This window comes from Antarcticibacterium flavum, assembly GCF_006159205.1.
Lineage (GTDB): Bacteria > Bacteroidota > Bacteroidia > Flavobacteriales > Flavobacteriaceae > Gillisia > Gillisia flava.
Map to the genome: position 1 here is coordinate 2,985,528 of NZ_CP040812.1, position 12,107 is coordinate 2,997,634.

Below are 12,107 nucleotides of genomic sequence, written 5' to 3' on the forward strand. Positions count from 1 at the left end.
CGAAAGTCATAGGTACGCAAAGTAAGCTCGAAGCATTCTTTGTGAACGTCGTGCCAACTTGCAAAAAAGACAGTTTGAACAAAAAAACAAAATTGTAAAAGTGAAAAAAAACCTAATAAAATATGGCAAAATGTTAATAGTTGTGTTGTTGATTCTATTGGGTATATTATTTCTGGTAGGCGGATATGAATATTTAAAAGTGGCACTGGCTCCGAAATACAATCCTGAAACCATGCAATTAAATTATGAAATTATAGGTTCCGGACCAACAAAATTGGTTTTACTACACGGTTTAGCCGGCTCAAAAAACTATTGGAAAAAAGACTTAGACAGTATTGGTAAAACCCACAAATTATTATTAATAGATTTGTTAGGTTTTGGAGATTCCCCAATGCCAAATAATGATTATTCCCTTTCGGTCCAATTAAGCGCGCTTGAAAAAATAATTAAAAAAGAAGGATTCAATGATGGAAAATCCATTATTGGTGGGCATTCAATGGGAGCTATAATTTCATTGGCCTTATTGGAAAAACACCCCAATTGGTTTAAAACCGGAGTTTTTATAAGCATACCTGTTTACAAGGATGCTGATGAATTTAAGCAAAGTTTATCCACAAGTTCCTTTGTAGATCGAGTGTCAGGGAGCAAATATTCTAAATATGCTTGTATGCTCCATACCATTTTGATGACACGTCCCTTGAAACCGGATAATCTTACCGATGATGTTTTTGAAGATGCCAAAAAACATACATGGCAAAGTTATTATTATTCACTCAATGATATAGTCCTTAAAACAGATGTATTCGCTTTAGCGAATGGCATCAAAGACAAAGAGGTACTGTTCATTCACGGAGAAAAAGACAACACGGCACCTTTAGAAAATGCCTTGAAATTATCAAGGGAATTTAAAAACGCACAAATAATTACTTCTTCTGAAGGAGACCATCAAATTTTTCTTAAAGAGACAGATTTCGTTTGGCAAACCATTCAGGATTTTAGCAATTTGGAAGAAAATTCAAAAAAAGCAGTATCACATGAACACTAATAAAATCAAACATATAGGCGTATTTACCTCTGGAGGTGACAGTCCTGGAATGAACGCAGCATTATACGCCATTGTAAAAGCTGCTGAAGTAAATGATATAAAAGTAAGTGGTTTTCGAAAAGGATATGAAGGCTTAATCGATAATGATGTAGTTCCATTAAAATCACACGAATTGCAAAAGTTTGTCCACCAAGGCGGCACTGTTCTCAAAACAGCTCGAAGCAAACGCTTTATGGAATTGGATGGACGTAAAAAAGCTTTTCAAACCTTAAGAATAAATAAGATTGATGCTCTAATTGCCATTGGTGGTGATGGCACTTTTAAGGGCCTATTGGCGTTTTCAGAAATATGCGACATCCCTTTTATTAATATTCCGGGAACTATTGATAATGATATTTCCGGCACTGACTTTACCCTTGGTTTTGATTCCGCAGTAAACACTGCCATTGAAAATATTGATAAAATAAGGGATACTGCCGAATCTCATAACCGTGTATTTATCGTTGAAGTAATGGGAAGAGATTCAGGTTACATCGCTATACATTCGGGATTGATGGTAGGTGCAGATGCCATACTAATCCCGGAGAGTGGCAAAGACTTGATGTATTTATTGGATAAGGTTAAAAATTATGATAGCGAAGATGCTTTTTTGGTCGTGGTTTCTGAAGGCGATGAAATAGGTGCCGAACTTGTTTCATCAAAAATTAAGGAAGTCAATCCCAATGTCGATTTACGCATAACGAAGCTTGGACACGTACAGCGAGGCGGAAATCCTTCTGCTTTAGATAGAATGTTGGGAATTAGGCTTGGCGTGGCAACTGTAAAAACACTTTTGCGAGAAAAAGAGAATGTAATGGTCGGGATTTTAAACAATCAATTGCACCTAACCCCTTTTAAAGACGTAGTCAAACAACACCAAGTAAATGATGAATTGTATGAACTTTTAGAACTATTTGGAAACTAAAAATGAAGGAAACCTTTAAAAATATCAACCCGTTTATCCTTGGACTACTCATCAGTGTGGGCATTGGCCTAATTCTGGGATTGGAGCGTGAATACGATAAGTTGAAGGAAGAACAAGGTTTTGCAGGTATAAGAACCTTTCCTATTGTCGCCATCATTGGTTTTATTTTAGGAAGTCTTTTCATAACCTCAATGGCTGTTTACAATGAACCTTCAGTGGAAACGGGAATCAATACGTTTGTAGAACAGCAGCCAACAGATTTGATTGCAATGGTTACACTTGGTAAGACAGGGTTTTTAAGTCTATTTTCTAAGAGCATCGCTGAAGGAGTAACCAATCATTCATTATTACCGGTAATGACTATACCTATTTAAACAATGGACAATTCAATAAACATAATAAAACATTCGGGAGATATTGTTCCTTTCAAAATTGACAAACTCAAAGATTCATTGCGACGTGCCCAAGCAAGTGAGGATGTAATTCAGCAAATAGTAACACAAATTAAGTCTGCGATTTATGAAGGGATGACTACAAAAAAAATCTACCAAATGGCATTTAAAATGCTAAAGGGTAAATCAAGGGTAAGCGCATCAAAATACAAACTCAAGAAAGCCTTGATGGAATTAGGCCCTTCTGGTTTTCCATTTGAAAAGTTAGTGGGAAAACTATTGGCACATGAAGGTTTTGACACTAAAGTGGGAGTTATTGTGCAAGGTAATTGTGTGCAGCACGAAGTAGATGTGATAGCGCAAAAAGACAACAACCATTTTATGATTGAGTGCAAATACCATAGTGACCAAGGACGGTTTTGCAATGTCAAGATTCCCTTGTACATCCATTCACGGTTTTTAGATGTGGAAAAACAATGGGAACATCAAAAAGGTCATGAGGCTAAACTGCATAAAGGCGGCGTTTACACCAATACACGATTTACTACTGATGCGATACAATATGGTAAATGTGTAGGATTATTATTAACAAGCTGGGATTATCCTTTGGGAAATGGTTTAAAAGATAGAATAGACAAGTCGGGGCTGCATCCATTAACAGCATTAACAATGCTTACCAAAGCCGAAAAAACAAAATTATTGGACAAAGGCATTGTACTCTGCAAAGAGCTTCACGAAACTCCTACTTTATTAAATCAAATAGGGATTGATAAAACAAGACACAAAAAGATTTTAGAAGACTCCGAAGAATTATGTAAAGTACAATGATTTAAAAAATTATAAAAAGTAGCCATTCATTAATCTTAAAAACAATAAATATGAAAACGCAAACACAAAAAAATCAGAACACTTTAGATTTAGAACCTTTCTACCAAGCCTTGGAAGATGACCCAAAATTACTGGAAGAGGCTTTTGAAATAGTACTGGAAATGGTGAGTACCGACCCAAAGGTTACCAAAAAAATTGCCCATCTCATCAAAGAGGACTTTCACGGTTTATTTAAGGAAGTCGTGGCATTATCCAAACCTGAACAAGGTCAAGGCAACACTCCTTCCTGTTGTGGAGGTCACTAAATAAATACAAATAAGATGAAAAGCAATAAAATAAACATCCACTTTCTGGGAGCAGCAGGAACAGTCACTGGCTCAAAATATCTGGTGGATACCGGAGATAAAAAAATACTGATAGACTGTGGACTTTTTCAAGGCTTAAAAGAATTGCGTCTTAAAAACTGGGAATATCTACCCGTTGAAGTTTCAGAAATTGATATGGTATTACTTACTCACGGCCATATGGATCATTCCGGGTATTTGCCAAGGCTGGTAAAACAAGGGTTTAATGGTCATATTTACGGCACAAACCCCACGTTGGATATTGCCAAAATCATTCTGAACGACAGTGCCAAAATACAGGAACAGGAAGCCGAACGTGCCAACAAAGAAGGCTATTCCAAACATAGCCCCGCAGAACCACTTTACGATTTAAAGGATGTTGAAAAAACCATTCCACATTTTAAGGGCGTTCCGCAATCTCAATGGATTCCACTGTTTGACGGCATCAAGGCTCGATTCCAATACAACGGACATATTCTGGGTGCTACCTTCATTGAATTGGAGGTACACGGAAAACGGTTTGTCTTTTCAGGAGATATAGGAAGGACCAATGATTTACTATTATATCCACCGTTAAAACCAAAAAAGGCCGATGTACTATTCATAGAATCAACTTATGGCGGAAGGTTTCATCCCGATGAAGTGGAAGCGCTTCCACAGATTGAAAAATTGGTCAATGATACTATCAATAGAGGTGGCAGCTTATTTATTCCAAGCTTTTCGGTAGAACGTGCCCAACTTATGATGCTTATTTTCTGGAGATTACTCAAAGAGAAAAAAATACCCAAAGTACAAATGATAATGGATAGCCCAATGGGAGCGAATGTACTAGAACTATTCCACCGCACCAGAGATTGGCATCGATTAGAAGACAATGAATGCGATGAAATGTGCTCACACTTTACGGTCGTAAGTAGTTACCGTGAAACTATGGAGTTACGAACCGATAACAAACCAAAAATCGTCATTGCAGGAAGCGGAATGCTCACAGGAGGCAGAATGCTCAACTATCTTGAAACCCAAGCACAAAACCCCAATAACACCTTACTTTTTGTGGGTTATCAGGCAGAAGGAACTCGCGGAAGAAAATTACTGGAAGGCGATAAGGAACTAAAAGTGTACGGAAAATGGGTGCCATTCAAAATGCTGGTAGCGGAAATTGAAGGCCTCTCGGCACACGCCGACCACGCAGAACTTATGGAGTGGATGGATAAGATAAAAAACAAGCCTGAACGGATTTTCATTGTTCACGGTGAAAAAGAAAGTGCGGAAGCATTACAAAAAGGTATCAAGGAAACCTATGATTGGGATGCCGAAATCCCACAATTGTATAGTATTGAAAAAGTTTAATAGACTCAAATTAACACCATGAATCGTATATTAAATAATGCAACGCGTACCAATTGGTATGTTATCACAGGTGGTCCAAGTACTGGTAAAACGACTGTAATTGATTTATTGCAAAAACAAGGATATACTACTACAATAGAGCATGCCAGACATTACATCGATTCTATGCGAAATGAAGGACATTCTATTGAAGAAATTAGAAATAATAAAAGAAAATTTCAATTAGGAGTTTTAGATATGCAAATTCAACAAGAAGCTTCAATTAAAACAAAAGACATTGTTTTTTTGGATAGAGCCATTCCAGATGCTTTGGCCTATTATCAATTTTTGGAGCTAGATTATGATGAAGAATTAATAAAGGCAATAGACAAAACCTCCTATAAAAAAATATTTATTTTAGATAGACTACCTTTTAAAAAAGACTATGCCAGAACAGAAAATGAAGATGATCAAAAAAAAATTCACCAATTAATCATTGAGGCTTATGAAAATTTAGGTTTTCCAATTGTTTTTGTTCCCGTTCTGCCACCTATGGAACGTGTGAAATTCATTTTAAAAAATATATAATAATGTAAAAATTGTTTTAAAAAATGTTTAAACCTTGAAAGTAACAATTTTATTTAATGAGAAAAAATCATAATATTACTATAAGTTCAATACATAAGCCTAATTTATTTTGGGTTGTGGTGCAATTCCTCTTGTTGGTTTTATTTTTATGCAGTACAACACTTAATGCTCAAACAGAAATGCTCATTGGGCAGATTTCGGACAGACTTGTAGTCCGGGAAAATTTTGATAAAAATGGTGCCTTCTTGAATAAACAAACCTTTCAAGCGGGAAAACTTGTTGAGAAGAACGGTTATTATGAACTTGAGGTAATTACTGAATTATTCGACAAAGACAAAAAACTGACCGATAAATACACTACGACGTATCGCTGTAAACCAGATGAGGCCAGGATAATGGTAATGGCATTTCCATTTTCAAATCCGAAATCAAAGGAAACCGAAATCAATACCGCTTCAAAAAACTTTAAAGAACTGTACAATTTGGATAATCTGGAAAATATTGAACTGGAAATGAGTTTTGATTCGGGCTTGTTGAATTTCTTCGGTTCAAAAAGCATTATAAAAATTCACGACCGAAAATTGGATGAAAATAAGAACAGTATGACATCAAAAATAAATATTAAAGCCTATGCGTGGGGTGTTCCTATCAAGCAACTGCATTATTCTGTCAACGAAAAAATTAACGATAGTGGCTTATTGACCTTTCAAAAATTCACCGAAGAAGATGGCAGTTATTTTACAATGAATTACCAATAGAAAATCAATGAAAAATTTCGATACACTTTCAGAAGCTATAAGCGATTTGCAAGCAAATGGTTATACCTATGATTTCAACTTGAAGCCTGAATGTCTGGAATGTGCTTCACTGAAAATTGAAATTCACCCCGAAGATTTTAAAGTAGATAAAACCTATCGCTTTGAAGGAATGAGCAGTACCGATGACAACAGCGTTCTCTATGCAATTTCTGCCAAAAATGGTATAAAGGGTCTTTTGGTAGATGCCTATGGCGTGTATGCCGAAAATATTTCGGAAGCAATGAGAAAAAAATTACGATAACTTGTTAAACAACACCAATTATGAAAGATCACAAACATCATCATCCGGATCATAGCAATGAAAAACTTCCTGCCAAAAAGGATGCCGTAAAAGCAGAAAAGGAGTTCAAAGAAAACCTGGCAGAAAAGACGAAACACGGTCATGATAAAGCAATGGATCACTACGATCATGACGATCAAAAAGACCATTCGGGCCATGAGCCCGGTCACGGGCAAATGGGACATGACCACCATAAAATGATGATTGCTGACTTCAGGAAACGGTTTTGGGTAACGCTTGTGCTTACCATTCCCATATTGTTTTTCTCGCAAATGATTCAGGATTTTTTTGGATATGAATTTTTACTCCCGGGTAACTCCTATGTGCTTTTTGCTTTATCATCTGTAGTTTATTTTTATGGGGGCTGGCCCTTTTTAAAAGGTTTCTGGTCAGAAATAAAAAAGGGATCACCCGGAATGATGACCCTTATTTCTATGGCAATTACTGTGGCCTATGTTTATAGTTCAGCTACAGTGTTTGGTTTGGAAGGAGTTGATTTCTTCTGGGAATTGGCGACGTTAATCGCCATCATGCTAGTTGGTCACTGGATAGAAATGAAGAGCGTGCTGGGTGCTTCAAAAGCTTTACAGCTTTTAGTGAGTATGATGCCCGCTGAGGCTCACAGGATAAAAGGAGAGAATATTGAAGACATTCCTCTTAAGGAGTTACTCAAGGGTGATGTAATATTGATAAAACCGGGAGAAAAGGTCCCTGCAGACGGAATTATCGTGGAAGGTTCGAGTTACCTAAACGAAGCTATGCTCACCGGCGAATCCAAACCTGTTAAAAAAGAAGAAAAAGATAAAGTAATTGGCGGTTCGGTAAATGGCAATAGCACACTAAAAGTAAAAGTTGAACATACAGGGAAGGACAGCTACCTGAACAAGGTAATTACCATGGTCGAAGAAGCCCAAAAGTCAAAGTCCAAAATGCAAAATCTCTCAGACAGGGCTGCAAAATGGCTTACTTACATTGCATTGGCTATCGGCTTTGGGACTCTGGCTGTATGGCTAATTTTAGGTTTTCCTTTTGTTTATGCCCTGGAGCGGATGGTCACCGTTATGGTCATTGCCTGTCCTCATGCACTTGGACTTGCAATTCCACTCGTAGTTGCCATCTCTACTGCCGTATCTGCACAAAACGGGTTACTGATTCGTAACAGAACAGCTTTTGAAGAATCGCGAAAAATTTCCGCTTTACTTTTCGATAAAACCGGCACCCTTACCAAAGGTGATTTTGGAGTTACACGGGTAGAGTCTGTAGATGAAAAATTTTCAAAAGAGGAAATTTTAAGACTCTCCAGCGCCCTGGAACAGAGTTCGGAGCACCCCATTGCTGTGGGTATTATCAAAAAAGTAAAAGAAGATAAAGTGGCAATTCCAAAACCCGAAAACTTCAATGCCATTACCGGCAAAGGCGTAGAAGCAAATGTAGAAGGTAAGCAGGTAAAAGTAGTTAGTCCCGGTTATTTAAGGGATGAAAAAATTACCATCCCGGAAGATGCATACAGCGATGCTGCGGAAACAGTAGTCTTTGTTCTCATTGATGGGAAGTTAGCAGGGTACATTGCTCTCGCGGACGAAATAAGACCGGAATCTGCCGATGCTATAAAAATATTCAAACAGAACAACATAAAGGTGTTGATGGCTACCGGAGACAATGAAAGGACAGCTAAGGCAGTTAGCGATAAACTTGGACTGGATGGCTTTTATGCAGAAGTTTTGCCTCATCAAAAGGTGGAAATTGTAAAGGAATTACAAGGGAAAAATGAATTCGTGGCAATGACTGGAGATGGTGTTAATGATGCACCTGCATTGGCACAGGCCAATGTTGGCATTGCAGTAGGTTCGGGTACAGATGTGGCCGCAGAGACAGCTGACATTATTCTGGTCAACAGCAATCCACAGGATATTGCCAACTTAATTTTGTTTGGTAAAGCCACCTACAACAAGATGATTCAAAATCTCATATGGGCAACCGGCTATAATGTGGTTGCAATTCCTTTGGCAGCAGGAGTCCTTTATTCCACAGGTTTTGTGCTGGGGCCAGCCGTTGGAGCAGTTTTTATGAGCTTGAGTACAGTTATTGTGGCTATTAATGCTCAACTGCTAAAAGCCAAAATGCGAAAAAAGTAATGATTAAGGTAAAAAACCTCAATGGGGGAATTATAATCCTGTTGAGTTTTTTTATTGTAATGGTAGAGTGTGGCACATTCCTGCCAACTCTCTTACTATATTGAAAATTAGCTTTAAAAGGCAAAATCAATACCGATTTAATCAACTTCCACATGGGTTTGCTTACGAGCATTTATCCATTATTTCAATAAGTTTTTGTCTTTGTTTTGAGGCAAACTGTCAGATAAATACAGACGTAAACCAAAATTATATTAATCGGTCCAAATGTTTTGTTATATGTAAATCCTTGTTGGTTTAGCAACATCGTTGGTCAAGCTTTAATTTCATTGAATATTTAATTTCACTTCTTTCTCAATTCAAGTTAGCAATATATTTTAAAGGACATTTCTTCTGAAAAGCAGAGAAAGAAATCTGTTTGGGTTTTCGACCAGGGATGAGTAGGGTTTTCTCCAGTCGGTTAATTTTATTTAAAATAATTTAAAATATGATATATATCATAAAATGGTTTAAAGGAGAGCCTTAACTTTAACCAAGTAAAATAAATAACATTTGTAAAGAAGAGCAGTCATGAACCTTGTAAGACGGAAAATAGCGATCGTTGCTTTAGCTCTTTTGGTTCTTTTTGCACCCTCCTCTTTTGCAGCAAGTCTTCATTTTTGTACTGATAATTTGGTGGATATTGATTTCCTGGGTAATTCAAAAACCTGTCATGAAACACCAACAACAACTGATCAAACGGAAAAACCTTGTGCCGGAGAAACAAATTGTTGTAGCCTAAAGGTTTTCGATAAGAAAATGGCAGATAATTTTCTTAAAAAGAGCATTTCAGAAGAAGATAAATATCCAGTCCTATATTCACCCCAACTCATTTTTAACACCAGTAAATGTTGTGTGGTACTTGAAGAAAGTCTTCCGCCTTTCAAGCATTATCTATCCCCTACATTGGCGGAAGACCTTCAGGTGCTATACGAGGTATATTTAATTTAGTATCACCTTTTTAGGGACGCTTACCTTGGCCAGTCTCCTTTCGTGGCCCCCGTATTCTTCTTTAACGCGGAAAAAACGGTAAGTTCTCTTCACAACAATACAGCTTAACGAATGCTTATTTAAACCTTTCCAAAAGCTGATTCCCGTCATATAATTTTCACCATTCCTTATGCAACTTTGTATCAAATTAAAAACAATAATCATGAACATTTTAAAAATTTGAAAAAAGTACTTGGGAGCCTAATTATAATGATTGTGACTTCACAAATCCCATTGGCCCAAACATACAATTTAAATAATGAGTCCTTTACAGGTAACCATTAAATTTCAATCAACATTTAATAAATAATCAATCAATAATTAAATTAATCTAAAATGAAAAACTCAGTTAAATATTTCGGAATAGTACTCTTAGTACTGTTTGGCTTCCATGTTCAGGCCCAACAACGTGACCTGGATAACTTCAGGCCACTTGATCAGCGCGGCATCAACATGTTTGAAGCTCCAAAAGACACAGTAAGCACTTTTGATGGTGTAAGAGTAAGAATAGGTGGAGCATCTACCATCCAGTTCCAGAGCTTAAGTCATGAGACATCCGGACAATTGACAGATGCAAATGGGAATCCTCAGGCCCTTGAAGAAATAGGAAGCAACTTTAACCTGCCTACTGCAAATCTTGATTTAGACGTGGCATTGGCACCAGGATTAAGAATGCACCTTAGAACTTATCTTTCTTCACGTCACCACAATGAACCATATGTAAAAGACGGTTATATCCAAATTGACGCACTGGATTTTATATCCCCCGGCTTTATGGAAGATTTGATGAAAAAGGTTACAGTGAAAATTGGACATATGGAAAATAATTATGGTGATGCTCATTTTAGAAGAAGTGATAACGCTCAAACTATTTATAACCCTTTTGTAGGTAACCTTATTATGGATTCATTTACTACAGAGGTGGGAGCTGAAATTTATTACAGACAAAACGGCTTCCTTTTAATGGGAGGTGCTACCAACGGTAAATTAAACCAGAGTGTTGCAAATCCATCTTCAGCCGGTGTATCCTGGTTAGGAAAAGTTGGATACGATAACTTTCAGTTTGCTGCTCCAGATGCCTTTAGGTTTAGGTTTACTGGTTCTGTATACCACACAAGCCAGGTGCCAAACTCCTATTTGTACAGTGCTGATCGTGCTGGATCAAGATACTATGAGGTTATGGAATTAGAAGGTGTACATGGTTTTAGATCTGGCCGTTACGATCCGGCTTTTGGAAATGAGGTAACTGCGTTTATGGTGAATCCTTTCCTAAAGTTTGGCGGGCTTGAATTCTTTGGAACTTATGAAGTGGCAAGTGGAAAAAGATCTACACAAACTGAAAACCGTTCTTTTACTCAAATGGCAGGAGAATTAATTTACCGCTTTGGACAAAATGAAAACCTGTATGTCGCAGGTCGTTACAACACGGTTAATGGTGATGATGTTAGTGGTGTAGAAGTAGACATTAATAGAATGCAGCTCTCTGCAGGTTGGTTTATGACAAAGAACATTCTTGCAAAAGTTGAGTATGTAAATCAGCAATATGATGGTTTCCGTCCTAACAGCAGATTCTTTGATGGACAATTTAATGGATTAGTGCTTGAAGCTGCTATAAGCTTCTAATGGAATGTTGTTGAATTAGTTGAATTAGTTGAAAGCGGGGGAATGAGGTTCCTCCGCTTTTTTATTAGAATTTATCCAAGATTAACATAGTGACTTTTAGGTATGGGGGGCGTTTATTTCCTAAACTCCCCGTGTAATGAGCAGATTCATTTTCCACCGCGAACTCTTGACTGAGAGAAGCTTTAAATCTATAGCCACTCAAAAATTTTAGGAGCTGAATTCCTTACATTTAAACGATTTTTCTATAATAGTGAAAGAACTAATTTACAGAGTAATAAAAAAAAGCTATCTTTGCCCTCGATGAAAAAAGCTTTCCATAATATTATTTCTATTGCTATGGCATTTTTGGTGCTGTTCTCTACATCTTCTTTTACGGTAGATAAGCATTTTTGTGGAAGTATGTTGATGGACATAGCAATATTTTCAGAGGCTGAAAGCTGCGGAATGGAAATGCACGAACATTCCGATACAACGGAAGGTTTTGTAGATCTGGATTTCTGTTGTGAAAATCAAAAAATAGCTATTGAAGGACAGGATGAATTAAAGGCTTCCTATAATTCTCTTAATTTTGACCAGCAGCTTTTTCTTGCCACTTTTACATATTCTTATATACATCTTTTCGAAGGCCTTCCTATAGAGGCAGCTTCTTATAAAGATTACACTCCACCTTTGCTGGTCACCGACATTCAGGTGTTGGACCAGGTCTTTCTTATTTGATATTTAATGAATTTGGCT

General features: G+C 37.2%; 13 protein-coding genes. All 13 read left to right on the forward strand.

Translation table 11 applies throughout. The features are described 5' to 3' along the window. Positions 1 to 100 precede the first annotated feature (100 nt). The 13 genes from FHG64_RS12935 (at position 101) to FHG64_RS12995 (ending at position 12,089) form a co-directional block, all read left to right on the forward strand. The gene (locus FHG64_RS12935; protein ID WP_246054097.1) at positions 101 to 1,045 is read left to right on the forward strand and encodes an alpha/beta fold hydrolase; all 945 of its coding nucleotides are present in this window, start codon (positions 101 to 103) and stop codon (positions 1,043 to 1,045) included. Further along, positions 1,035 to 2,009 carry a 6-phosphofructokinase gene (locus tag FHG64_RS12940; protein WP_139066798.1) on the forward strand — a complete coding sequence of 325 codons (975 nt, stop codon included), beginning with the start codon at positions 1,035 to 1,037 and terminating at the stop codon, positions 2,007 to 2,009. Before FHG64_RS12935 ends, FHG64_RS12940 begins: the two co-directional genes overlap by 11 nt. 2 nt (positions 2,010 to 2,011) lie before the next feature. Next, on the forward strand, positions 2,012 to 2,383 hold the full coding sequence (locus FHG64_RS12945) for an MgtC/SapB family protein (RefSeq protein WP_139066799.1): 372 nt from the start codon (positions 2,012 to 2,014) through the stop codon (positions 2,381 to 2,383). A gap of 3 nt (positions 2,384 to 2,386) precedes the next feature. After that, entirely contained in the window at positions 2,387 to 3,229 is an 843-nt protein-coding gene (locus FHG64_RS12950) for an ATP cone domain-containing protein (protein WP_139066800.1), read from the forward strand. Between the two features lie 50 nt (positions 3,230 to 3,279). Beyond that, the gene (locus tag FHG64_RS12955) at positions 3,280 to 3,534 is read left to right on the forward strand and encodes a hypothetical protein (RefSeq protein ID WP_139066801.1); all 255 of its coding nucleotides are present in this window, start codon (positions 3,280 to 3,282) and stop codon (positions 3,532 to 3,534) included. A gap of 15 nt (positions 3,535 to 3,549) precedes the next feature. Next, positions 3,550 to 4,923, forward strand: coding sequence for an MBL fold metallo-hydrolase RNA specificity domain-containing protein (locus FHG64_RS12960; protein WP_139066802.1), 1,374 nt, complete (start codon positions 3,550 to 3,552; stop codon positions 4,921 to 4,923). Between the two features lie 18 nt (positions 4,924 to 4,941). Further along, positions 4,942 to 5,490 (forward strand): AAA family ATPase, encoded by a 549-nt coding sequence (locus tag FHG64_RS12965; RefSeq protein ID WP_168191359.1) that lies wholly within the window; start codon positions 4,942 to 4,944, stop codon positions 5,488 to 5,490. Between the two features lie 56 nt (positions 5,491 to 5,546). Beyond that, positions 5,547 to 6,248 carry a hypothetical protein gene (locus tag FHG64_RS12970; protein WP_246054099.1) on the forward strand — a complete coding sequence of 234 codons (702 nt, stop codon included), beginning with the start codon at positions 5,547 to 5,549 and terminating at the stop codon, positions 6,246 to 6,248. Between the two features lie 7 nt (positions 6,249 to 6,255). Further along, entirely contained in the window at positions 6,256 to 6,549 is a 294-nt protein-coding gene (locus FHG64_RS12975) for a phosphoribosylpyrophosphate synthetase (RefSeq protein WP_139066803.1), read from the forward strand. A 152-nt stretch (positions 6,550 to 6,701) separates the two neighbouring features. Next, positions 6,702 to 8,723 (forward strand): copper-translocating P-type ATPase, encoded by a 2,022-nt coding sequence (locus FHG64_RS12980; protein ID WP_394344223.1) that lies wholly within the window; start codon positions 6,702 to 6,704, stop codon positions 8,721 to 8,723. Positions 8,724 to 9,290: 567 nt separating this feature from the next. Next, positions 9,291 to 9,710: an HYC_CC_PP family protein gene (locus FHG64_RS12985; protein WP_139066805.1), complete on the forward strand. Its 420-nt coding sequence runs from the start codon at positions 9,291 to 9,293 to the stop codon at positions 9,708 to 9,710. Positions 9,711 to 10,085: 375 nt separating this feature from the next. After that, positions 10,086 to 11,372, forward strand: coding sequence for a hypothetical protein (locus tag FHG64_RS12990; RefSeq protein WP_139066806.1), 1,287 nt, complete (start codon positions 10,086 to 10,088; stop codon positions 11,370 to 11,372). Positions 11,373 to 11,672: 300 nt separating this feature from the next. Beyond that, complete coding sequence (locus tag FHG64_RS12995) at positions 11,673 to 12,089, forward strand: HYC_CC_PP family protein (RefSeq protein WP_139066807.1); 417 nt, start codon at positions 11,673 to 11,675, stop codon at positions 12,087 to 12,089. The last annotated feature ends 18 nt before the right edge of the window (positions 12,090 to 12,107 follow it).

Bases quoted from the DNA above. Each gene is read 5' to 3' on its own strand.
- FHG64_RS12940 (WP_139066798.1), top strand. From the start codon at position 1,035: ATGAACACTAATAAAATCAAACATATAGGCGTATTTACCTCTGGAGGT.
- FHG64_RS12945 (WP_139066799.1), top strand. From the start codon at position 2,012: ATGAAGGAAACCTTTAAAAATATCAACCCGTTTATCCTTGGACTACTC.
- FHG64_RS12950 (WP_139066800.1), top strand. From the start codon at position 2,387: ATGGACAATTCAATAAACATAATAAAACATTCGGGAGATATTGTTCCT.
- FHG64_RS12955 (WP_139066801.1), top strand. From the start codon at position 3,280: ATGAAAACGCAAACACAAAAAAATCAGAACACTTTAGATTTAGAACCT.
- FHG64_RS12960 (WP_139066802.1), top strand. From the start codon at position 3,550: ATGAAAAGCAATAAAATAAACATCCACTTTCTGGGAGCAGCAGGAACA.
- FHG64_RS12965 (WP_168191359.1), top strand. From the start codon at position 4,942: ATGAATCGTATATTAAATAATGCAACGCGTACCAATTGGTATGTTATC.
- FHG64_RS12970 (WP_246054099.1), top strand. From the start codon at position 5,547: ATGAGAAAAAATCATAATATTACTATAAGTTCAATACATAAGCCTAAT.
- FHG64_RS12975 (WP_139066803.1), top strand. From the start codon at position 6,256: ATGAAAAATTTCGATACACTTTCAGAAGCTATAAGCGATTTGCAAGCA.
- FHG64_RS12980 (WP_394344223.1), top strand. From the start codon at position 6,702: ATGGATCACTACGATCATGACGATCAAAAAGACCATTCGGGCCATGAG.
- FHG64_RS12985 (WP_139066805.1), top strand. From the start codon at position 9,291: ATGAACCTTGTAAGACGGAAAATAGCGATCGTTGCTTTAGCTCTTTTG.
- FHG64_RS12990 (WP_139066806.1), top strand. From the start codon at position 10,086: ATGAAAAACTCAGTTAAATATTTCGGAATAGTACTCTTAGTACTGTTT.
- FHG64_RS12995 (WP_139066807.1), top strand. From the start codon at position 11,673: ATGAAAAAAGCTTTCCATAATATTATTTCTATTGCTATGGCATTTTTG.